This window comes from Vibrio sp. M260121 (genome assembly GCF_036533715.1).
Taxonomy (GTDB): Bacteria; Pseudomonadota; Gammaproteobacteria; order Enterobacterales; family Vibrionaceae; genus Vibrio.
This window is the reverse complement of the sequence record NZ_JATABF010000004.1, coordinates 165826-188157: the sequence shown is the minus strand read 5'-3', so window position 1 is coordinate 188157 and position 22332 is coordinate 165826. Positions and strand designations below refer to the sequence as shown.

Here is a 22332-nt window from a genome sequence, read left to right as displayed (position 1 = left end):
TACCATAACGAGACATCACATGATTCGTATTAATGAAATTAAACTTCCTCTTGATCACGAGGAAGGCGCGCTATTGGACGCGATTACTAAAAAGCTTGGCATTGCTGCTGAGAAAGTTATCTCTTTTAATGTCTTTAGACGCGGCTACGATGCTCGTAAGAAAACCAACATTCACCTTATCTACACGCTAGACATCATCGTTGAAGGTGATGAAGAAGCGTTGCTAGCGAAATTCGAAAAAGATCCGCACGTTCGCCAAACACCAGATATGGAATACAAGTTTGTAGCGAAAGCACCAGAGAACCTAACAGAGCGCCCAGTGGTGATCGGTTTTGGTCCTTGTGGTCTATTTGCGGGCTTGGTTTTGGCTCAAATGGGCTTTAACCCAATCATCGTTGAGCGCGGTAAAGAAGTACGTGAGCGTACTAAAGATACGTTCGGCTTTTGGCGTAAGCGCACACTAAACCCGGAATCAAACGTGCAGTTTGGTGAGGGCGGCGCGGGTACTTTCTCTGATGGTAAGCTTTACAGCCAAGTGAAAGATCCAAACTTCTATGGTCGTAAAGTGATCACTGAGTTTGTAGCAGCAGGTGCTCCAGAAGAAATTCTATACGTAAGTAAGCCGCACATCGGTACCTTTAAACTGGTTACTATGATCGAGAAGATGCGCGCGAAAATCATCGAGCTAGGTGGTGAGATCCGCTTTAGCACTCGTGTTGACGATCTACACATGGAAGATGGCCAAATCACAGGCGTAACGCTATCAAACGGTGAAGAGATCAAATCTCGTCACGTTGTTCTAGCGGTAGGTCATAGTGCTCGTGATACCTTTGAAATGCTGCACGACCGTGGCGTTTACATGGAAGCGAAGCCGTTCTCAGTTGGTTTCCGTATTGAGCACAAACAGTCGATGATCGACGAAGCGCGTTTTGGTCCAAACGCAGGTCACCCAATTCTTGGTGCAGCAGACTACAAACTGGTTCACCACTGTAAGAATGGCCGTACGGTTTACAGTTTCTGTATGTGTCCTGGTGGTACTGTTGTTGCAGCAACGTCTGAAGAAGGTCGCGTGGTAACCAACGGCATGAGCCAATACTCTCGTGCAGAGCGTAACGCGAACAGCGCAATCGTAGTGGGTATCTCTCCAGAAGTTGATTACCCAGGTGATCCTCTAGCGGGTATCCGTTTCCAGCGTGAACTAGAATCGGGCGCTTACATACTCGGTGGTGAGAACTATGACGCACCTGCACAGAAAATCGGTGACTTCCTGAAAGGTCGCGATCCAAGTGCACTGGGTGATGTAGAGCCATCATTCACTCCGGGTATCAAACTGACTGACCTGTCAAAAGCGCTACCTGCGTTTGCTATCGAAGCGATTCGTGAAGCAATCCCAGCATTCGATCGCAAGATCAAAGGCTTTGCTTCTGAAGACGGTCTACTGACGGGTGTTGAGACGCGTACGTCTTCTCCAGTTTGCATCAAGCGTGGTAAAGACTTCCAGAGCATCAACTTGAAAGGTTTCTTCCCTGCGGGTGAAGGTGCTGGCTACGCGGGTGGTATCCTTTCTGCGGGTATCGATGGCATTAAAGTGGCAGAAGCGGTGGCTCGTGACATCGTCGCTTCAATGGAAAACGCATAATTTAATCGCGTGATATAACATCGAAAGCCAGCCTAAATCTAAGGCTGGCTTTTTTGTTTCTGCTGCATAGCTAGTTATTTCTTTTCGCCCTTCTTATATTGACTCACTCCTGACTCGAATCACGTCCAAGCTTTGTATATTCTTTGCTCACAGCCAAGCAGATGGTCGATGTAACTTTAAATAAATATGCAACTCAGTATTCATTGCTTTGTGTTATGTATCAATTCAGATAAAGATCAATAGACTACACCTATAAATAAAATTGCTAATTTCCATTTAGTAAAATCAAGAAATTAGACGACACTTATCTTAAAGGCAGCAAAAACGTGCCGCTAAGGAGATAAGAATGCATTCACTTAAAGTTAAAGATTACATGACGTTACAGGCAGTGACTTTCACCAAGAACATGTCGTTGACGGCGGCTTTGGACAAGGTGATGCAAAGTGTTACTCTAGGTGGGCCTGTTATCGACGAAAACGAGAAAGTCATCGGATTCCTTTCTGAACAAGACCTTTTAGACAAACTCGTTAAAGCCAGTTACCACTGTCAGGACACACACACAGTAGAAGAGTGCATGCACTTAGACGCGCTATCGGTATCGCCTGAAATGTCGATCATCGAATTGGCTGACATGATGAAAGTCGGTAAACCTAAGATGTATCCGGTGGTGGATGACAAAGATAAGCTCGTTGGTGTGATCACAAGACGCGATGTTTTAAGAGCCATCGGCAAAACACTGAACGAATGTTTCAAACATCCCGTTTAAGAACAAAACAATAAGTATTAAGACGAAAGACGCCTCGGCGTCTTTTTGTCGTTGAGGAAGAATATGTCCACGCAAGACGCGAAGTTTGTCCAAGGTTCTACCATGCGCCACATCTTAGTGATGTCTGGTGCAGGTTCTGTCGGTTTGATGGCACTGTTTGTCGTCGATCTGCTCGATATGTTATTCATCAGTATGCTAGGACAGGTAGAGCTTGCTGCAGCTGTCGGTTTTGCAGGAACGCTGATTTTCTTCTCAACCTCAGCATCCATCGGTACTTCGATTGCTATGGGGGCTTTGGTATCTAAAGCGATTGGCGCAAAGGATTTTGAACGAGCAAGGTTGATGAGTGGCAGCATCATGCTGGTGGCCTTCATGATCAGCTTGGTCATTACCATTGGTATGTTCATCCACATCCCAGAGTTATTAGCCGCCATAGGTGCAGAAGGAGTCGCTGCCGAGCGTGCTGAAGCTTATCTCAATATTCTATTACCAAGTGCACCGATACTCGCATTGGGTATGTCAGCCGGTGCTGGATTGCGTGCTGCGGGAGATGCGAAGCGCTCTATGTGGGCGACTTTGGCGGGGGGTATTGTTAACGCGATTCTCGATCCGCTGTTTATCTTCGTCTTCAAATGGAACGTAGAAGGAGCGGCAGCGGCGTCTGTTATTGCGCGTTTCACGGTATTAGCTTTCTCCCTTTACCCACTAGTAAAAGTGCACAAGCTGGTTTCATTCCCTAATCTCGATATCGTTAAAATTAACCTTAAACCGATTTTGGCGATTGCCGTGCCCGCCATTATTACCAACACTGCTACGCCGATTGGTAATGCGATTGTGACCACTCACATTGCCCAATTTGGTGAGGATTTTGTGGCAGGTTTTGCCGTGATAGGGCGTTTAACTCCAGTGTGTTTTGCGGTGATTTTTGCTTTGTCTGGCGCGGTAGGTCCAATCATTGGTCAGAACTTTGGTGCGGAGCGGATGGATCGCGTGAAGCGAACTCTGACCGATTCTTTACTGGTGACTACCATTTATACTCTCGCCGTATGTGCTCTTCTTTACGTCCTGCAAGATTACATTGTTGCCATGTTCAGCCTAACGGGTGACGCTGCGATTATTGTTGCTGCTTTCTGTACCTATGTGGCGATTACGTTTGTGTTCAATGGTACTTTGTTTGTCGCCAACACGTCCTTCAATAACCTTGGTAAACCGCTGTACTCAACGGCGTTGAATTTGGGCAAAGCGACCATCGGCACGTTGCCTTTCGTTTACTTCGGTTCTCAGTGGTATGGTGCGCTTGGTGTGCTTTACGGCCAAGCAGTGGGTACGATTGTTTTTGGTCTTCTGGCGTTAGTTGTGCTGAATAAACACATCAAAGACCTGATGCAGAACTTTGGTGAAGACTTGGTGGAAGATGATCCTGCCATCACTTGCGTTAATACTCAGCCTTTCTGTTCTCACGATGCGGTATTGATTGATGAGGTCGCCACCGCTCTGGAAGAGGAAAAAGCGTAAATTTTCCTAATTTCACATAAATACGCTTGACCTTGGAGTTAGCTCTAAGGTTTATTCTTAGCGGTAGATAGAGACTTATCACCAATAAGGAAAGTGAATTATGTGTACGAAACATCAAGGTTGCCAATCAGGCAAAATCAACTCTGCGGTGGCGTTAGGTGCAAACGACTCTTGCTGCGCACCGGCAAAACCTGCTCTTAATATTACGCAAGCAAGCGTGATCACTTCAGAGGATTCTTGTTGCAGCGGCGGAAGCTGCAGCTCGGATTCTCTTGAAGATGAAGGCCCTGCCGAACCCCTTGAATCTTCCATTCGCCATAGCTGGTTAGTGTCAGGCATGGATTGCCCTGCCTGTGCTCAAAAACTTGAAAAAGCCATTTCTTCTGTTGAAGGTGTCACGAACGCCAAAGTGTTATTCGCGACAGAAAAGTTAGTGGTCGATTTTGATAATCGTGCGTTAGCTTCTGTCATCGAGCAGGTTTCTCAGCAAACTGGTTTCCCACTGACATCGACAGATGCACCCAAACCAAAAGCAGAGAAAAAGGGTTGGTTGGGCGTTATCAAAGACAATGTTCAAATCCTATCCATTGCAGGCGCGATGGCGTTTGCTGGCATCATTTCTGACTTCAATCCAACGCTGAGTACTTGGCTATTTACTTTAACCTGTTTGCTCGGCTTATACCCTGTTGCGATGAAAGCGGTCAAGTTGGCTCGTACTGGTACGCCATTTGCGATTGAAACATTAATGAGTGTGGCGGCGTTAGGTGCGCTTTACCTCGGTGAAACCGCTGAAGCGGCGATGGTGCTATTGCTTTTCCTTATTGGTGAAAAGTTAGAAGCATATGCATCATCTCGTGCTCGTAGCGGTGTTCAAGCTTTGATGGATCTTGTTCCAGAGAACACAACACTGATTGTAGATGGTGAACGTCAAGAAGTGCCTGCGTCACAGCTACAACCGGGTGATGTGATTGAAGTTGCGCCTGGCGGTCGTATGCCAGCTGATGGTTTGCTGATGACTCAAGCGGCAAGCTTTGATGAAAGTGCGTTAACGGGCGAGTCTGTTCCCGTAGAGCATAACGAAGGCGGTAAAATCATGGCGGGTGCTGTGGTTGTCGATAAAGTCGTTCAAGTCAAAGTGACGTCTCGCCAAGGTGAGAACGCGATTGACCGTATCCTGCATTTGATTGAAGAAGCGGAATCACGTAAAGCGCCACTTGAACGTTTCTTAGATAAGTTCAGCCGTTGGTACACACCGTTGATGATGCTTGTTTCTCTATTAGTCATCATTACACCACCATTGTTGTTTGCTCAACCTTGGGAAACGTGGGTATACCGTGGTTTAGCGTTATTGTTGATTGCATGTCCATGTGCTTTGGTTATCTCTACGCCAGCGGCGATCACTTCTGGCTTAGCGGCGGCGGCAAAACGAGGCGCACTGATCAAAGGTGGTGCTGCGCTTGAGCTGCTGGGACGTGTTGAATCAGTTGCTTTCGACAAAACGGGTACGTTGACACAAGGTAAACCCCAAGTGACTGATGTGGTGCCGTTTGATGTGACTGAAGAGCAATTGCTTCGCCTGACGGCGTCGATTGAGATTGGATCAAGCCACCCACTGGCCATTTCGTTGGTTAACAAAGCGCAAGAGCAAGGCATCAACATTCCTGAAGCTGCAGACAAAACCGCGCAGGTTGGTTCTGGTGTGACAGGGCTTGTTGAAGGCAAATTGGTTCAGGTGATAGCTCCATCGAAAGCTGACTTCCCAATCTCACAACAGGTAGAGCAGCAAGTCTTGGCGTTGGAAGGACAAGGTAAAACCGTGGTTATCGCACGCCACGATCACGAAGTGATAGGTTTGATTGCTTGGCAAGACACGCTTCGTCAAGATGCTCAACAAGCCGTTGCTGCATTGAAGAAACTGGGTATTTCATCTGTGATGCTAACAGGTGACAACACTCGCAGTGCTGAAGCAATTGCGAACCAAATTGGCCTTGATTACAAAGCAAGTTTGCTACCAGCAGACAAAGTGCACTACGTAGAAGAGATTTCAGCGCAGCACACGGTTGCGATGGTAGGCGATGGTATTAACGACGCACCAGCGATGAAAGCTTCAAGCATTGGTATTGCGATGGGCGGTGGTACTGACGTTGCACTCGAAACGGCTGATGCCGCGCTGACTCACAATCGTTTGATCGAGCTAGCAGGTATGATCGAGCTATCACGTGCGACGCTGAACAACATTCGTCAGAACGTGGCGTTAGCATTAGGCCTAAAAGGTGTGTTCTTAGTAACAAGCTTACTGGGTATTACCGGTTTATGGGTTGCAGTTCTTGCCGACAGTGGTGCTACGGCACTGGTCACACTGAATGCACTGCGTCTGCTTCGCTTTGAATCAAAACAAGTGAAGTAGTATCAACCTTTCATACATCTTTGAATGTTGAATAAATAGCCCGAGGTCATCGTACCTTGGGCTTTTTTCTGTCCTGAAGGTGTAGATAACAAAGATGAATGATTCGTTTGGTAAATCACTCATTGGTATGCAACGAAATGATCTTATGGCTTCAAAAGTGTGATCAAAACCGTTTTTATTTGAAAGTGTAGATTTATTACATTGTTTCATTGTGACTGTGATCACTCAATGTTGGTGAAAGGTTCGCTACAGTGCATCTGTACCCAACAACTTATTAATGAGCTTATTGTTTACAAAATAAGCCACAACAAGGAGCGACTTATGTCTCAAGCTGTATTCCATTTAGGTGTTACTGAAGCGGATCTTAATGGTGCTACTCTAGCAATCATTCCAGGCGATCCAGCACGCGTACAAAAAATCGCTGAAGAAATGGAAAACCCAGTATTTCTAGCAAGTCACCGTGAATACACGCTATACCGTGCAGAGCTAGACGGTAAACCTGTTGTGGTTTGTTCTACTGGTATCGGTGGCCCATCTACTTCTATCGCAGTAGAAGAGTTGGCGCAGCTTGGCGTTCGCACTTTCCTACGTGTAGGTACTACTGGTGCAATCCAACCACACGTAAACGTGGGTGACATGATCGTTACTACAGGTTCTGTTCGCCTAGATGGCGCGAGCCTACACTTTGCTCCAATGGAGTTCCCAGCAGTAGCAGATTTTGAAATCGCAACAGCAATGAAGGCAGCGGTTGAAGAGTCTGGTGCGACAGTTCATATGGGTGTGACTGCTTCAAGTGACACTTTCTACCCAGGTCAAGAGCGTTACGATACGTTCTCTGGTCGCGTTGTTAAGCGTTTCCAAGGTTCTATGCAAGAGTGGCAAGACATGGGCGTTCTGAACTTCGAAATGGAGTCAGCAACACTGCTAACTATGTGTGCAAGCTCTGGCCTGAAAGCAGGTTGTGTGGCGGGTGTAATCATCAACCGTACGCAAAAAGAGATTCCAGATCATTCAACGCTGAAAGAAACGGAAGCTCGCTCAATTAAAGTTGTAGTAGAAGCAGCGCGTAAGATGCTTTAAGCACAACATTTAGTTGGCATTTAAACAAACGGGAAAAACCAGAGGTTCGCCTCTGGTTTTTTCTATCTGGCAGTTTTGTCTGAGTATTCAAACAACAAATCTGACGCAATAAAAAAGCAGCTCGAGGCTGCTTTTTTGATTTTTGATCGATATCGACGATTAGATTTCGTCAGAACCACCAGCGGCTTCAAACCAAGCACTTAGGTGAGTTTTGAGATCTTTCAGCTCGTCTGGGCCGATAAGTGCTAATCCTAAGTCTTCAGCACGTGTGATGTCGTTATGACGCAGCGGACGGAAGCTGACCAGCATGGCACGAGCTTGTAGGCCACCTAACAGATCACGCAAAGATTCAAGCTTGTACAAGGTGTCATCACCGTCATCGCGCATGCCTTTGGTTTTACATTCGATGATGTGAAGTTTGTTGTTCACCACCGTTGCGACATCAAGTTCATTGCGAACTTCGCTCTCACCGAGTTTGCGATAAACCTGCACGTTCAATGAACGGTCTTGGATCGTCGGCATGGTGTCTTGAATCTGCTTCACAGTGCTGTGCACTAACGTTTCTAACCATTCACCGTTAGAGAAACGACGAGCGTCTTCATCCGCAAACGTCAGCACGCCATTTTCGTATGTCGCGATTTGTGCCTCGACTAAATCGGTCAGCAGCATGTTCAGCTCGCGATAGCCTTGTTGTTTCTCAGAAAGCTCAACATCCAACTTCTGCTCTTTACGACAAGTGGTTGCAAGGTAGTTTAGCGTCGCAAGGCCAGGGCCAAGTTCTAGTGCGTTAGATGCCCAGCGTTCGCCCAGTTCGTAAAGCTTTTGGTCAAGTTGAGGAGGAAGGTCTACGTGGTGGAATTCACCGCGTGCACCGAAAATAGTGAGGTAATCAGAAATCGTAATGTGGTCTTCCACTTGCGTGTCTTCTTTGCCATCTGGGTAAAGCCAGCACAGTTTGTCGCTGTTTGGTTCTACTACGAAGATTGGCCAGCGGTACGTACGGAAGACTTCGTACACGGAAAGCAGTCGGTGACGGAGGCCACAGCTTGCATTGAGTTTTACTTCTTCACCTCGGTCATGGAGGTCTTTTGCCAATTGATGGACAGATTGTTTGATCAGAGATGTGTTTACTGCAGAAGGAATTTCAAAGAATTCAGACGTAATTTCTCGCTGCTCTAATACTGCGCTCAGTCGCTCGTACATATCGGATTGGCTTTTGTCGCCGATGAAGACGATATGTGTACTTACAGTGCGATTATCCAAAAGAGGAGTGACTAATCTCACTGGATCTTGGTCGATAATACCAACATGAACAGCCATAGGTTTTCCTTCTTATTTGGCTTGCTCGAAAAGAGAAAAGAAAAGGGATGAGCAAGCCATATAAACCATATGTAGACACAGCTCATAAAAAACAAGGGCGACTTCAATAAAAAGTCGCCCTTATACAGTTGGTTGCAATGAATTTTCTAGTTTTTACATAAAACTTTATAGTTTAAATCGATGAACCAGTTCGTTTTGTTGATGTGCCAGTTGAGTCAAAGATTCACTGGTTTGCGCGATGCTCGACATTGCATGGTAGCTTTGGTCGGCAATACTGTTGATGTCTTCAATGCTGCGCGCAATATCTGCAGAAGTCTCGCTCTGCTCAGCCGCCGCTTGGGATATGTGGGTACTCATCTGACTGATTTCGATGATCAGCGCTTGGATTTCTTCCATTGAGCTGTTTGCTTTAGAGGCTTGCTCAACAGACATTTCCATATCGCTCATGCAGCTTTGAATAACTTGGTTAGCAGACTGCGAACTGGATTGAAGGTTACTGATCATTGCTTCAATCTCAGTTGTCGATTGTGTGGTCTTGGAAGCCAGCACGCGAACTTCATCTGCCACTACCGCAAAACCGCGACCTTGTTCACCCGCACGAGCGGCTTCAATGGCAGCGTTGAGTGCCAACAGGTTAGTTTGTTCAGCGATGTTACGAATCACGTCTAGAATCGAACCGATTTGGCCGCTCATTCTCTGTAGCTCAGAAACCGCAGACACAGATTCATTCAAACGCGTTTCTAACTGGTTAATGGTCGAGATGTTACTGTTCATAACGTTGCGACCTTGGTCTGAAGCGGTTTCTACGCGCTGAACCATTTCTAGTGACCCTTGTGCACTTTGTGCGACTTCTTGCACTGAGTGAGACATCTCTGTCATTGCCGTGGCTACGTTTGCGGTTTGCTCACGCTGAGAGTTCAACTGAGCTTGTGCTTGAGAAGACGTCTGCTCGTTCGTCGAGGCTGTAGACGCTAGGTTTTCTGATGCGTCGTTCAGCTTAACAAGGATGTTATGTAGGCTGTCTGCCAGCGTATTGATATGACCACTCACACGGCTGAATTCGTTGTTGTAACGAATATCAATGCGTTGCGTCATGTCGCCTTCTGTCAGACCTTCTAATGCCTTCAGAATACGAGTCAGTGGCTCACGAACACTATGAGCAATGTGGTAACCGATAGCCGCTGCAAACAATACCACAATGACGCCAATCACAATCGCTTTGGTAACACCTGCGGAGTAGATATCGCCTGCGTCTGCAAGAGATTCGTTCAGCTTATTGGTTGCTGTTGTAGTGAACTGCTCAAGAATCGACATGCTTGAGTCAACTTTGGTGGCAAGGTTGGCGATGTTGTTGTAAAGCGCCGCACGTGCCGATAGATAGTTATTGTGTTGGTCTAAAACACCACCACGCATACCTACATCACGGGTAAATTGTTCAACAGACTCGCCGAAGGCTTCTTTAAGCTCAGGAAGTTGAGTAACCAAACCGCGGAAAGCGTAATTCAGGTGCGTCACCGCCTTGCGGTTTTTTGCTACGGCTTGCGTCACAAATTCAGGATTTGAGCTTGCCAGCGCATCTGACGTAATCACTTCTGCATCTTTCAGCTTAATAAAGTAGCTTTTCGCCATCACTTTAACTGAGATGCTGGATTGATCCGCCACGTACTCTTTTAGACCCACAGATAGCTCAGTATTGAGTTGTTGGAAGCGACGAGAAGATTTTTGCACTTCTTCTTGTGCAGCGAACATCGCTTCGTAGTTATCCATGGCTTCCTTTGCTTCGGTAAAGTAGCTCTGCTCAAGTTCTTTAAGCTGAGAAAAAGGTTCGGCAAGAGAAGGGTAGATTTGGCTCGCGACTTCAAGTTGGTTCAATGTCGCTTCAAAGGTTTGTTGAGATTTGGCAAATTCCTGACGCATCTCATCCATGCGTTGTTTATTCTCTGTGGTCAGGAAGTCTTTAAAAGATTTGTCTGCAGAAAGCAGTTCAACACTGGTTTGGTTAGATAATGAAACAAGTGGTAATGAAGACTTAGATACCGTCTCAAATTTACCGTGAATATCATTCATGCCCCCCATCATAATGGCAATCGTGACAGCAAACAGGACGATGATCAGTGCGAAGCCTGCATACATCCGTTTAATAACTGAACCTCGCATAAGTGAGCTTCCTCTCCCAAAAATAGACAATATAAATAAGAATTGTCTTAAAAAAGTAACAAAATTCACTGGATTGTATTGAGTTTGCGACGCACGTTTTATGACGCACACGACAAAAAAAGCTTCAACGTCACGACTTATATTGATAATGTTAAGTGAACACTGTTTTTTATTGAGCTCGCTTTTGGCTTAGCGCATACTAAATAGGTTACACACCTTATAAAATGGAGTACCCATGGCGGAAGAAACCATCTTTAGCAAAATTATTCGCAAAGAAATCCCAGCAGATGTCCTTTACCAAGATGACTTAGTAACGGCATTTCGTGACATCAATCCGCGTGCGCCAAGCCATATCCTTATCATTCCAAATAAGCTGATCCCGACAGTAAATGACGTGGAAGCGGAAGACGAAGCGATGATGGGACGTATGTTCACGGTAGCGAAGAAGCTTGCTAAAGAAGAAGGCATTGCAGAAGACGGTTACCGTTTGATCGTAAACTGTAACTCACATGGCGGTCAGGAAGTCTATCATATTCATATGCACCTAGTGGGCGGTCGTCCTTTAGGCCCTATGGTATTGAGTTAATCTTTTAGGAGTGGGTGAGGTGATTCATCCACTTCTTTCTTCCTTGAACAACACATTTGTGGAGATAAATGTGAAACATGGTGTGAAGCTATTCGGATTGATGAGCTGGGTCCTGCTTGCTACAGGATGTGCAAACTTATCCGCTGGCAATCTGTTCAGTCATTATAGCGACCAAAATAAAGAAGTTTATCAAGCTGTGGTTGCTGGCGAATATGCCAAAGCTGAGCAACTGCAATCGAGTGATGTCGGTGGCGATATACTTGGCAACTTTGAACAAGGCCGAATCTCGTTTCTTGCGCAAGACTACCCAACCAGCCTGAGTTCACTTGAAGACAGCGATCGTGCAGTACGCAAACAACAAGATCGCGCTACCATTTCTGTTACGGAAACGGCGACCAGTGTGGGTTCTCTTGCCGTTAACGACAATTTAAACGAATACCAACCTGCCGACTATGAACTCGGCTTTTTGCATTTGTACCTTGGTCTGAACTACCTACAAAAAAATGACCTTGAGGGGGCGCTGGTTGAAATGCGCCGCGCAAACCAAGTGCAAGAGGCGGCAAAGAAAGCACGTGAAAAGGAACTAAATCAAGCAGAGAAGGATCTTAAGAAGCAAGGTATGTCAGCGAACTTAGGTAGTGTGCTAGCCAACTACCCAGACGCAGGCAAAAAGCTGAGCTCTGTACAAAATGGTTACTTATTCTACCTTTCTGGATTGCTGTATGAAGCGTCACGAGATTTGAACAGTGCGTATGTAGACTATCGTCGTGCACTTGCAGTGATGCCAGATAACAAGCAAGTGATTGAAAGCACGATGTATGCGGCGAAAAAGCTCGGTATGCGTCAAGATCTGCGTATGCTAGAGAAGCGCTACGGCAAAGCACCATCAGGGCTGAGTAAGTCGCAAGGTCGCGTGATTGTGATTGATGAGCAAGGTGTGGTGGAAGCGCTACAAGGTTGGCGTATTGATTTACCAATCTATGACAGCCGAGGTGATGGTGCGATCTACTCGCTCGCACTGCCTTATTATCCGAAGCGCGGAACCCAACGTTTTGGTGATGTTGCGTTGAATGGTAAAAAGCTACCTTCAAGCACATTGGCTGATGTGAATGCAATGGCGCAAAACGATTTGCATGAGCGTTTAACGACGATTGTGATTCGTCAGGCAATTCGTGTTTGGGCCAAAGACAGAATTCGAAAAGAAGCGGCGAAAGGTGACGATGTCGGCAACATTCTTTTCAACGTGTGGAATACACTAACTGAACAACCTGATACCAGAAGTTGGCAGACACTTCCGGGCACGGTGAAAACGGCGTCGAAAGTCGTCAAGCCGGGTCAGCAGAGTCTGAACGTTGGTGATCAGGTGTATCAATTCGAAGTGCCAGCACAGCAAACAACGTTGGTTTGGGTTTCTCGTCAGGGAACACATTCTACGGTGTGGCATAAACAGCTAGGGAGGTTGTAATGAGAGCATGGCTTATAGGTTTGGCAGTGATAGTAGGTTTAGCAGGTTGTGCAGATAACACTGCGGGAATCCGAATCGATGGCCAAACGCAAAAGGTTTTCTTCCACGATAACGTCATGGGTAGTCGCCTGTTGGTAGACAACATTACCACGACTTATGTGGATGACCGTCCACGCGGTGTTGTTCAACTGAGCAGTAATTACAAAGGCGATCAAGAGATTCTTTATCGTTTTTACTGGTATGACAATACTGGATTAGAAGTGAATACCAAACCAGGTCCATGGCGCAAAATGATTGTGCGTGGATTTGAACAAGTGACTTTGTCTGAAGTGACGGTGAACCCGAATGGGACTCAATTCCGTGTACAAATTCGCGAAGCACAAGATAACTAACCCAAGCTTTGGGATACATATTTTTTAGGTAGCTATGCTGCTTTCCCAAGATGGAGACGTCTCGGGATGAAACACAAACTAAGGAACTCTCATGAAAAAAAGTATTATTGCTCTTTTAGGTCTTGCCGTCATTCTGGGTGGTTGTTCAAACAAAGTCTCTTACGGTGATGCGCAAGCGACTGAAACCACAACGATCGATTTCGGCTCGACGGATCTACAAAAAATTGCTGGCGAAATGGTCGACAGCATGATGATGTCAGGTTCAGTGGCAGCAATTACTCGTGACCAACGTCCTATCGTGTTTGTTGAGCGTATCAAGAACAAGACAAGCGAACATATTGATACGGAATCAATCACAGACACTATCTCTACTAAGATGCTGAACTCTGGTAAGTTCCGTTTCGTAGATATGGACCGCGTTGAGTCTGTTCGTGAGCAACTTAACTTCCAAAACACTGACGAGCTAGTGAACCAAAGCACAGCAATCCAATTCGGTAAAATGGTCGGTGCGCAATACATGCTTTACGGAAACCTTTCTAGCATCGTGAAAAATGCAGGTAGTGACAAAGACGTTTACTACAAAATGACCATGCGTCTAATGGACCTTGAAACTGGTTTGATTGAGTGGGCGGATGAGACTGAAATCCGTAAAGAACAATCTAAGAGCCTATTTGGTCTTTAATTGATTCTGTTTGGTCTTTTGACCTGAGTGGAGAAGTCATTCATGGCGTGGTTTTCTTGGCAACAAGCGAAACACTTAGACCCGAGTCTAAATACTCTTGATGGCTTCTTTACTTCGCCACCAGTGAAGGTTCAAACCGTCACTGGTGGATTGACCAATCGCTGTTGGCGGTTGGAATCCTCTGAAGGCCTTGCTTACGTCTGGCGACCGACCAGTAATGTATGCAAGGCCTTTGCTATATCTCGCCACAATGAATATCAAGTTCTCAACGCGATTGCTCCGCTCAATTTAGGCCCGAAGCCCGTGTTTGTTCACGAGCAAGGTTTATTGGTGGAGTGGGTGCCGGGTGAAACGTTGACGAAGCCAGGTATTGATATTGAAGAGCTATTGCCGATTGCGGCTAGGATTCATGAATATCCTGCAACGGCGGTTCCTTTAGTACCGTTCTCGTATCTTTCGCGCATCGACCATTATTGGTTGGAACTTAGTGGTCAGTACGTCGGCACTGAGTACGAAGCGCTTTATCAAAAGTGGCGTTCTGAGCCAAGCGTGGCGCAAGTCCCTGCAGCACTGTGCCATTTTGATCTTGGGTGTTACAACTTAGTTCGTGGCGAAGATGGCGTGAAAGTGATTGATTGGGAGTACGCTGGCTTAGCGGACCCAAGACTCGACTTGACGTTGATTCTGCAACTCGCCGATATGCCTATTGAACGGGGTGTAGAACAATATTGCCAGATTCGTGGTATTGAAGACGTTGCTTTATGGTTGGAAGGCGTGCAAGCGTGGATGCCAAGAACTCGAATGATGGCGATGCTTTGGTATTTATTGGCCTACAAATTGTGGGATGATGAACAATACTTAGACAGTGCTCGTGAGTTTAAAGACTTATTATGTATGGAAGATCACTGTTTTGATAACTCATGACTTTTTCCTCTTTAACCATAAAGAAATAGTGGTAGTTTAAAGTGAAGTACCAGCAAGTCACAGGGAGAGGTACACATGATTATTTACTTGCACGGCTTTGATAGTACAAGCCCGGGTAACCACGAAAAAGTTCTTCAATTGCAATTCATCGATGATGACGTTCGCTTCATCAACTACAGCACACTTCATCCTAAGCATGACATGCAGCACTTATTGAAAGAAGTGTCTAAGGTCATTGACCAAGCGGACGATCCAAACCCACTTATTTGTGGTGTTGGCCTTGGCGCATACTGGTCAGAGCGAATCGGTTTTCTTTGCGGCATTAAGCAAGTGATGTTCAATCCGAACTTGCATCCAGAGAAGACGATGGCAGGGCGTATTGACCGTCCTGAAGAGTACGAAGATATTGCGACCAAATGTGTGGAGCAATTCCGTGCGAAAAACAAAGAGCGTTGTTTGGTGATCTTGTCGAAAGAAGATGAAATCCATGACAACTCAAAAACTGCAGCAGAACTGGATAAACACTACGAAATCATTTGGGATGAAACCCAAACCCATAAGTTCAAGAAGATCTCTCATCATCTGCAAGCGATGAAGGCATTCAAAAGCGCCTAACTTGTCTTAGAGCGAACAAACTTATTTTGTTTAAACAGCACTTTTCGAAGTGCTGTTTTTGTTTCTACTGGTGCTCAAACGAACTGCACTGATTCCTCAAGATTTTACATTTTGTATCGATTTATCGGCTTGATTTATCGATTTAACCTTTTGTGGCACGAAAACGTTACCGTCAAACAGACGAAAATTAGCCAATCCGTATCTCGAGTAAGGATTTTTGTTGCCATCAAAAGATTGCCCTATATAATGAACTCAGTAAAAATAATTTGATAAATATCAAAAAAAATTGAGAGCGAGTAAGAAACTTGCCCATTTTTTGTCTGAGATCGTGTATTTCAGATCAAGAAACTGATGCACATCAATAAGCTAATAAGAATAAGCAAAAAATAAGATGGTATCGGTGTTTATCCAAAAGTGAGCTCACCTCTAGAGACCAAAGAATTCATCGGTTGGATGTATGACCGCAGAGTACTGTGAGTCAGCATCGAGCTGAACCCATATATTCATTTTTGTAGAGGATAACATTGTGACACGCATTATCGTTGTAGGCGGCGGTGCTGGTGGCCTTGAGTTGGCAACCAAACTGGGCCGCACTCTGGGTCGTAAGAACCGTGCGCAAATTACACTGGTAGACCGTAAAGCGAGCCACTTGTGGAAACCGCTATTGCACGAAGTAGCAACAGGCTCATTGGATGAAGGTGTGGATGCACTGAGCTACCGTGCTCATGCGAAAAACCACAGCTTTGACTTCCAAATGGGCAGCCTTCAAGACATTGACCGTGAGCGTAAAGTGATCATTCTTAGTGAGCTTAAAGACGATCACGGCGAACTTCTTATGCCAAGCCGCGAACTAGAGTACGACATTCTAGTGATGGCAATTGGTTCTACATCAAACGACTTCAACACTCCTGGTGTTCGTGACAACTGTATCTTCCTAGATAGCCCAGAACAGGCACACCGTTTCCGTAGTGAAATGAACAACGAGTTCTTAAAGCTACACGCGAAAAACGGTAACGGCACCGTCGATATCGCGATTGTTGGTGCGGGTGCAACGGGTGTTGAGCTATCTGCTGAACTTCACAACGCGGTGAAAGAGCTGCGTACTTACGGCTTTGGCGACCTAGATTCTAGCAAGCTTAACGTAAACCTAGTTGAAGCGGGCGAACGTATTCTTCCTGCGCTTCCACCACGTATTTCTTCTGCGGCACACCAAGAGTTGGTTAAGTTGGGGGTCAACGTACGTACAGCGACCATGGTGACGCAGGCGGACAAAGATGGTCTGACGACGAAAGACGGTGAGAAGATCCCTGCGCAAATCATGGTATGGGCTGCGGGTATCAAAGCGCCTGACTTCATTAAAGACATCGCAGGTCTAGAGACGAACCGTATTAACCAGCTTGTAGTGAAAAACACGCTACAAACCACACGTGATGACGACATCTTCGTTATTGGTGATCTAGCACAATGTACTCAGCCTGATGGCTCTTTTGTTCCGCCACGAGCTCAAGCTGCGCACCAAATGGCTAGCCAAGCGTTTACTAACATCGTTGCTAAGCTAAATGGTCGTGAACTGAAAGCTTACGAATACAAAGACCACGGTTCTCTGGTTTCTCTAAGCCGCTTCTCTACGGTTGGTAGCTTGATGGGCAACCTAACCAAAGGTTCGATGATGGTTGAAGGTCGTATCGCTCGTGTGGTTTACATTTCGCTATACCGCATGCACCAAATGGCGCTGCATGGCGTGATTAAGACAAGCCTTATGATGCTGGTTGGCCGTATCAACCGTGTGCTGCGTCCGAACTTGAAGCTGCACTAATATTTGATGATTTGGCTCTTTAAGCTGATTTGGTTGAGAGCGAAACAAAGGTCAAAACAAAAGCCACCGCATGTCGGTGGCTTTTTTCATTCTAAGTCGCAAGGAAGCAGTGAATACACTACGCCATCCTTTGGCTTGCCATGGAAGATAAAACGGTTTCTGGCAATGGCTTCTTTTTGTGCGCCAACGGATTCAATTAATGCCTGACTGGCGGTGTTATCTGGATCGCAGACAATTTCCACGCGAGTTAAATTGAGTTTGGCAAAGCAGAACTCTGCCAGTGAGCGAATCGATTCTTGTGCATAACCTTTGCGCTGATAGCGATCGGCAACCCAATAACCAATGCTTGCCATATTGAAGGTATGGTAAAGCTCATTAACCGCCGCCATGCCTACGAGACTGTTGCTCTCACGCTCGTAAACGCCAAAACCAAACGCCTCGGTTTTGACCCAATTTAAGCGAGTTGCCAACAAGAAATCTTGAGCATCTTTTAACGTAACGCCTTCATCGCACCAATCTAGCCATTGATGCAGAGAAGGGGATTCGACTAGGAGTCGCTGCAAGGTGTGAGCGTGTTCTGAAGGAATCAGTCGCAGCGCTAAACGAGGGGTGATGATTTCAAAATCTGGACTCATGAATTGATACAACTTCCATGTGAGACTCTAGATAAAACAAAGCGCAGCCAGTGCTGCGCTTTTATGTTGAGGTGGGTCTTATCGAACTCGACGAACTTGAATGATCATACCCATCAATGGGTTGTCTAGGTAGTGGGTTTCGCCACTGCGCATGCGACGCTTTTGATCCATTCGGAAGCTCTTCAAAAACTTCTCTTCGGTCACGGTTGGGGTGACTTCCGCTAAGTTGCCAACTTGTACGTTGCCATCGACTTCGCCAAATTCATCAGATAGCTGTTCTGAAGGCTGTGACGCGAGGTGGACTTCACGCACGCTTGGTTCACGAATATCGATGGTTGTTTCAGCAAACAAGTAGTGCTGAACATAGATTTGTAACTTACCGTCTAGTTCGTACAGTGGGCCATTCACGCTCTCTTCACTGTAGCCATCGGTTGATAGTGATGTGCTGCTGCCGACAGGGCTGCCATCTGCATTGTAAGAGCCAGAGAAGTCTCGGCCACCAACCATACGGAAGATTGGTGCACTGGCTTTACCACGGTCACCTTGACGCCATGCCACGTGTTTTAGCACTTTAAAGCCTGCGTGGTTGTTCAGCGCAGCTTCTTGCGCGTTCAATCGGTAAGAAGAACGTGGTAGAAGCGTGACGCCTTTTGACTGGCGGTAAGAATCGCTTTGTAGGCTGCCGACGTTACTCATTTCAATAGTTGGCAGTTCATTTGGCCATGATTCACTGGTACTTTCAGCGTTGACTGCTCGCTTGAAAATAATTACTTCAATATCAAATTGACGCGCAGCCCAAGATGGCATTGAGACACAAAGAAGCAATAATGGGATCAGTATTCTCATTCGACTATTAGCTCGTTGGTAATAAATTCTGTTTAAAATCATTCAGTAAGTCTTGAACAAACTGGATGCGTTTACGTCGGTCCGTCAATGGTACGCTAAACTTGAACTTAGTTGGACCTTCCATTGTAAATTTTTGCGGCTGTGATTGCAGGAGTTTAACCAAATACGCTGGATTAATGTCAGCATCAGGGTAAAACTCAATGAATCCGCCCTTATCATGCGCCTCAATTTTCTTCGCTTTGAGACTTCCTGCCCCAATTTTCAACTCTGAGACAGATAGGAGGTTCTTGGTTGCATCTGGTAAAACACCAAATCGGTCAATCAGTTCCACTTTCAGTTCAGACAAACCTTCGTTATCTGTCACGCTTGCAATGCGTTTGTACATCGATAGGCGTGTGTTCACATCTGGAATGTAGTCATCCGGCAATAGCGCTGGGATACGCATTTCAATTTCAGTTTGTTCGCGAAGCAGATCATCCAATGATGGCTCTTTACCTTCTTTCAATGCTTCGACCGCTTGTTCAAGCATCTCCATATACAGTGTAAAGCCAACAGATTGAATTTGACCACTTTGTTCGTCACCTAATAGCTCACCCGCACCACGAATCTCAAGATCGTGCGTGGCCAGTGTGAAACCTGCACCGAGATCTTCCAGCGAAGCGATCGCATCAAGACGCTTAATCGCATCTTTGGTGATGGCTTTTGGATGTGGCGTCAATAAGTAAGCGTAAGCTTGGTGGTGTGAACGACCAACGCGGCCACGAAGCTGGTGCAACTGCGCTAAACCGAGGTTATCGGCACGATCCATAATGATGGTGTTGGCCGTCGGAACGTCGATACCTGTTTCTATGATGGTGGTACACACCAACAGGTTGAAACGCTGGTGGTAGAAATCGTTCATGATGCGCTCTAGTTCGCGTTCACGCATTTGACCATGGGCAACGGTCACGCGCGCTTCAGGAATCAGCTTTTGTAGGTCTTCAGCGGTTTTTTCAATGGTTTCTACTTGGTTGTGTAGGAAATAAACCTGACCACCACGCATGATTTCACGCAGTACGGCTTCGCGTACCACAGAGTCTTCACGTTGACGCACGAAGGTCTTGATAGCTAGGCGACGCGCAGGCGGTGTTGCGATGATCGACAAGTCGCGCATGCCACTCATTGCCATATTCAATGTACGAGGAATAGGGGTTGCGGTCAGCGTTAGGATGTCGACATCAGCACGCATCGCTTTCACTTTTTCTTTTTGGCGTACACCGAAGCGGTGTTCTTCATCGACAATCAACAAGCCAAGATCTTTGAATTTGATGTCGCTTGAAAGTAGCTTGTGAGTACCTACGACAATATCCACTTTGCCATCGGTGACGTCTTGAAGAATGACTTTTTGCTCTTTTGCCGATTTAAAACGCGAAAGTACTTCTACGCGAATTGGTAAGTTGGCAAAGCGGTCACGGAAGTTTTCAAAGTGTTGCTGAGCAAGTAGAGTGGTTGGCACCAATACCGCGACCTGCTTACTGTTGTCTGTAGCAACAAAAGCAGCGCGCATCGCCACTTCTGTTTTACCAAAGCCCACATCACCACATACGAGACGGTCCATGGCTTTTGCTTGGCACATATCGGATAGAACCGCATTAATGGCAGTTGACTGATCATCGGTTTCTTCAAACGGGAAGGTGGCTTTAAATGTGGCGTATTGACCACGGTCCAGCTCAAACTTGTAGCCCGGTTTCAATTCACGCTTAGCGTAAACATCAAGTAGCTCTGCCGCGACGTCGCGTACTTTCTCAGCGGCTTTACGACGAGCCTTCGCCCATGCTTCACCACCCAGTTTATGCAGCGGCGCGCTCTCTTCAGCACCACCAGAGTAGCGGCTGATTAGGTTTAATGAAGAGACGGGAACGTAAAGCTTGGCGTCATTTTGATACTCAAGGGTTACGTATTCCGTCTTCATGCCGCCCGCTTCAAGAGTCTGTAAGCCAATGTAGCGGCCAATACCGTGATCGATGTGCACAACAGGCTGACCCGGCTTAAGTTCGGCTAGGTGACGAATAACGGTGTCACTGTTTACCGCTTTCTTGTCTTTACGGCGACGTTGAATCACACGATCGCCCAGCAGATCGCTTTCACAGATCAGGGCGAAGTTCAGGTCATCGTGAATAAAGCCATGTTCTGCTGCACCTAAGATCAAACTGAAACGATCGTCAGAATCCAGTGCTTGGTAGAGTGAACCATGCACGACAGGACGCACTTTAATGCCTTGCAGCAGCTCTGTTAGCGCTTCGCGACGGCCTTCCGATTCCACAGAGAAAATGATTTTACCCGTGAATTGTTCACTGAATTGACGTAAACGCGCTAACGGCTCTTTGTTCTGCTGTTGAACACCAAGCTCGGCTAGAGATTGAACTGCGAGATTCTGGCGACCAGCACGCTTAACGATTTTCTCTAAGTTCAATTGCGCCTGTGGCAGTTGTTTGAAGTGAGTAAATAGTTCGTCTTTCTTCAACCACAATTCATGTGGCGCTAACAACGGACGCATCGGATCGATTTTCTTTTGATCGTAGCGGTAATCTACGTCATTCAAGAAGGTATCAACTGCGGCTTCAATATCACCGTATGTGATCAGTTGAGAGTCTTCTGGTAGGTAGTCAAACAGTGTTTCGGTATGGTCGAAGAACAGTGGTTGCCAGTACTCGATACCTGCCGGCCAAGTACCTTTAGTGACTTGCATGTAAATCGACTCAGGCTCGCGGCGAGCTTCAAACTGAGAACGCCAACGAGTACGGAAATCTTCAATTGCCGCTTTTGTTGTCGGGAACTCATGCGCTGGTAGCAATTGGATTTGCTGAATGTCTTCGATCGAACGTTGGTTTTCTGGATCGAAGGTACGGATGGTGTCGATCTCGTCATCGAAGAAATCAATGCGGTATGGATCTGAGCTGCCCATTGGGAACAGGTCAAGGATCGACCCTCGGCTCGCGTATTCACCCGGACCAAACACTTGATCAACGTGACGGTAGCCTGAGTTCTCTAGCTGCACACGAAGCTTATCTAGTGAGAATTGGTCGCCCGTTTTCACCATCAAAGTGTGTTGCAATAAGAAATCACGCGGAGACTGGCGCTGCAACACCGTACTTACTGGCACAATCGTTACGCCGTTACTTTGAGTCGGCAATTGGTATAAGCGTGCAATACGGTCTGAGATGATCTCTTGGTGCGGAGAAAAGTTGTCGTAAGGCAGTGTTTCCCAATCTGGAAATAGGCTGACTGGCTGATCGGTAAACTGTTCAATTTCCGCTTGCAGCTTGAGTGCGATTTGTGGATCTGGCACTACAAGCAAAGAGTGACTTGAATGCTGTTTGGCTAGCTCAGCGATTGCCATTGCCAATGCTGCACCAGGTAGGTTGCCAAGTTGTTTTTTGTCGCCACGCTCAGATGGATTCGTGACGGAAAGAATTGTTGCTTTTGTCATGATAGTTATTTTAGGAGC

General features: G+C 46.4%; 17 protein-coding genes. 12 read left to right on the top strand and 5 right to left on the bottom strand.

Annotated features, from left to right (window positions below):
- The first annotated feature begins 19 nt into the window (after positions 1 to 19).
- From QTO06_RS04520 to udp, 5 genes are all read left to right on the top strand, one after another.
- Positions 20 to 1639, top strand: a complete 1620-nt coding sequence (locus QTO06_RS04520; protein WP_331406995.1) for an NAD(P)/FAD-dependent oxidoreductase — start codon at positions 20 to 22, stop codon at positions 1637 to 1639.
- A 346-nt stretch (positions 1640 to 1985) separates the two neighbouring features.
- Positions 1986 to 2405 carry a CBS domain-containing protein gene (locus tag QTO06_RS04515; protein WP_005437523.1) on the top strand — a complete coding sequence of 140 codons (420 nt, stop codon included), beginning with the start codon at positions 1986 to 1988 and terminating at the stop codon, positions 2403 to 2405.
- A 63-nt stretch (positions 2406 to 2468) separates the two neighbouring features.
- Entirely contained in the window at positions 2469 to 3920 is a 1452-nt protein-coding gene (locus tag QTO06_RS04510; RefSeq protein ID WP_005437521.1) for an MATE family efflux transporter, read from the top strand.
- A gap of 100 nt (positions 3921 to 4020) precedes the next feature.
- Positions 4021 to 6327: a zinc/cadmium/mercury/lead-transporting ATPase gene (locus QTO06_RS04505; protein ID WP_331406994.1), complete on the top strand. Its 2307-nt coding sequence runs from the start codon at positions 4021 to 4023 to the stop codon at positions 6325 to 6327.
- A gap of 321 nt (positions 6328 to 6648) precedes the next feature.
- Complete coding sequence (udp, locus tag QTO06_RS04500) at positions 6649 to 7407, top strand: uridine phosphorylase (protein WP_005437517.1); 759 nt, start codon at positions 6649 to 6651, stop codon at positions 7405 to 7407.
- Positions 7408 to 7566: 159 nt separating this feature from the next.
- On the opposite strand, the gene QTO06_RS04495 is transcribed toward udp, so the two are convergent.
- On the bottom strand, positions 7567 to 8727 hold the full coding sequence (locus tag QTO06_RS04495) for a DUF1887 family protein (protein WP_331406993.1): 1161 nt from the start codon (positions 8725 to 8727) through the stop codon (positions 7567 to 7569).
- A 165-nt stretch (positions 8728 to 8892) separates the two neighbouring features.
- Positions 8893 to 10884, bottom strand: coding sequence for a methyl-accepting chemotaxis protein (locus QTO06_RS04490; protein WP_331406992.1), 1992 nt, complete (start codon positions 10882 to 10884; stop codon positions 8893 to 8895).
- Between the two features lie 235 nt (positions 10885 to 11119).
- Here QTO06_RS04490 and hinT point away from each other — a divergent pair, with 235 nt between their 5' ends.
- From hinT to QTO06_RS04455, 7 genes are all read left to right on the top strand, one after another.
- A complete protein-coding gene (gene hinT / locus QTO06_RS04485) occupies positions 11120 to 11470 on the top strand; it encodes a purine nucleoside phosphoramidase (protein WP_005437511.1) in 351 nt (116 codons plus the stop codon).
- Positions 11471 to 11540: 70 nt separating this feature from the next.
- Complete coding sequence (locus tag QTO06_RS04480; RefSeq protein ID WP_103411108.1) at positions 11541 to 12935, top strand: COG3014 family protein; 1395 nt, start codon at positions 11541 to 11543, stop codon at positions 12933 to 12935.
- Positions 12935 to 13327: a YcfL family protein gene (locus QTO06_RS04475; RefSeq protein WP_005431649.1), complete on the top strand. Its 393-nt coding sequence runs from the start codon at positions 12935 to 12937 to the stop codon at positions 13325 to 13327. The genes QTO06_RS04480 and QTO06_RS04475 overlap by 1 nt, the downstream gene beginning before the upstream one ends.
- Before the next feature lie 91 nt (positions 13328 to 13418).
- Positions 13419 to 14009 (top strand): penicillin-binding protein activator LpoB, encoded by a 591-nt coding sequence (gene lpoB, locus QTO06_RS04470; RefSeq protein WP_005431666.1) that lies wholly within the window; start codon positions 13419 to 13421, stop codon positions 14007 to 14009.
- A 42-nt stretch (positions 14010 to 14051) separates the two neighbouring features.
- A complete protein-coding gene (thiK, locus tag QTO06_RS04465; RefSeq protein WP_331406991.1) occupies positions 14052 to 14933 on the top strand; it encodes a thiamine kinase in 882 nt (293 codons plus the stop codon).
- Between the two features lie 75 nt (positions 14934 to 15008).
- A complete protein-coding gene (gene ycfP / locus QTO06_RS04460; RefSeq protein WP_005437506.1) occupies positions 15009 to 15548 on the top strand; it encodes an alpha/beta hydrolase YcfP in 540 nt (179 codons plus the stop codon).
- A gap of 526 nt (positions 15549 to 16074) precedes the next feature.
- A complete protein-coding gene (locus tag QTO06_RS04455) occupies positions 16075 to 17364 on the top strand; it encodes an NAD(P)/FAD-dependent oxidoreductase (RefSeq protein WP_331406990.1) in 1290 nt (429 codons plus the stop codon).
- An 86-nt stretch (positions 17365 to 17450) separates the two neighbouring features.
- On the opposite strand, the gene QTO06_RS04450 is transcribed toward QTO06_RS04455, so the two are convergent.
- The 3 genes from QTO06_RS04450 to mfd all read right to left on the bottom strand — a co-directional run bounded on the left by QTO06_RS04450 (position 17451) and on the right by mfd (position 22314).
- Complete coding sequence (locus tag QTO06_RS04450) at positions 17451 to 17999, bottom strand: GNAT family N-acetyltransferase (protein ID WP_331406989.1); 549 nt, start codon at positions 17997 to 17999, stop codon at positions 17451 to 17453.
- A gap of 78 nt (positions 18000 to 18077) precedes the next feature.
- Positions 18078 to 18845 (bottom strand): peptidoglycan binding protein CsiV, encoded by a 768-nt coding sequence (locus QTO06_RS04445; RefSeq protein WP_005431683.1) that lies wholly within the window; start codon positions 18843 to 18845, stop codon positions 18078 to 18080.
- A 7-nt stretch (positions 18846 to 18852) separates the two neighbouring features.
- Positions 18853 to 22314 (bottom strand): transcription-repair coupling factor, encoded by a 3462-nt coding sequence (mfd, locus tag QTO06_RS04440; RefSeq protein WP_331406988.1) that lies wholly within the window; start codon positions 22312 to 22314, stop codon positions 18853 to 18855.
- Positions 22315 to 22332: the final 18 nt, after the last annotated feature.

Bases quoted from the DNA above. Each gene is read 5' to 3' on its own strand.
- udp (WP_005437517.1), top strand. From the start codon at position 6,649: ATGTCTCAAGCTGTATTCCATTTAGGTGTTACTGAAGCGGATCTTAAT.
- QTO06_RS04495 (WP_331406993.1), bottom strand. From the start codon at position 8,727: ATGGCTGTTCATGTTGGTATTATCGACCAAGATCCAGTGAGATTAGTC.
- QTO06_RS04505 (WP_331406994.1), top strand. From the start codon at position 4,021: ATGTGTACGAAACATCAAGGTTGCCAATCAGGCAAAATCAACTCTGCG.
- QTO06_RS04510 (WP_005437521.1), top strand. From the start codon at position 2,469: ATGTCCACGCAAGACGCGAAGTTTGTCCAAGGTTCTACCATGCGCCAC.
- QTO06_RS04445 (WP_005431683.1), bottom strand. From the start codon at position 18,845: ATGAGAATACTGATCCCATTATTGCTTCTTTGTGTCTCAATGCCATCT.
- thiK (WP_331406991.1), top strand. From the start codon at position 14,052: ATGGCGTGGTTTTCTTGGCAACAAGCGAAACACTTAGACCCGAGTCTA.
- lpoB (WP_005431666.1), top strand. From the start codon at position 13,419: ATGAAAAAAAGTATTATTGCTCTTTTAGGTCTTGCCGTCATTCTGGGT.
- QTO06_RS04450 (WP_331406989.1), bottom strand. From the start codon at position 17,999: ATGAGTCCAGATTTTGAAATCATCACCCCTCGTTTAGCGCTGCGACTG.
- ycfP (WP_005437506.1), top strand. From the start codon at position 15,009: ATGATTATTTACTTGCACGGCTTTGATAGTACAAGCCCGGGTAACCAC.
- hinT (WP_005437511.1), top strand. From the start codon at position 11,120: ATGGCGGAAGAAACCATCTTTAGCAAAATTATTCGCAAAGAAATCCCA.
- QTO06_RS04475 (WP_005431649.1), top strand. From the start codon at position 12,935: ATGAGAGCATGGCTTATAGGTTTGGCAGTGATAGTAGGTTTAGCAGGT.
- QTO06_RS04515 (WP_005437523.1), top strand. From the start codon at position 1,986: ATGCATTCACTTAAAGTTAAAGATTACATGACGTTACAGGCAGTGACT.
- mfd (WP_331406988.1), bottom strand. From the start codon at position 22,314: ATGACAAAAGCAACAATTCTTTCCGTCACGAATCCATCTGAGCGTGGC.
- QTO06_RS04490 (WP_331406992.1), bottom strand. From the start codon at position 10,884: ATGCGAGGTTCAGTTATTAAACGGATGTATGCAGGCTTCGCACTGATC.
- QTO06_RS04520 (WP_331406995.1), top strand. From the start codon at position 20: ATGATTCGTATTAATGAAATTAAACTTCCTCTTGATCACGAGGAAGGC.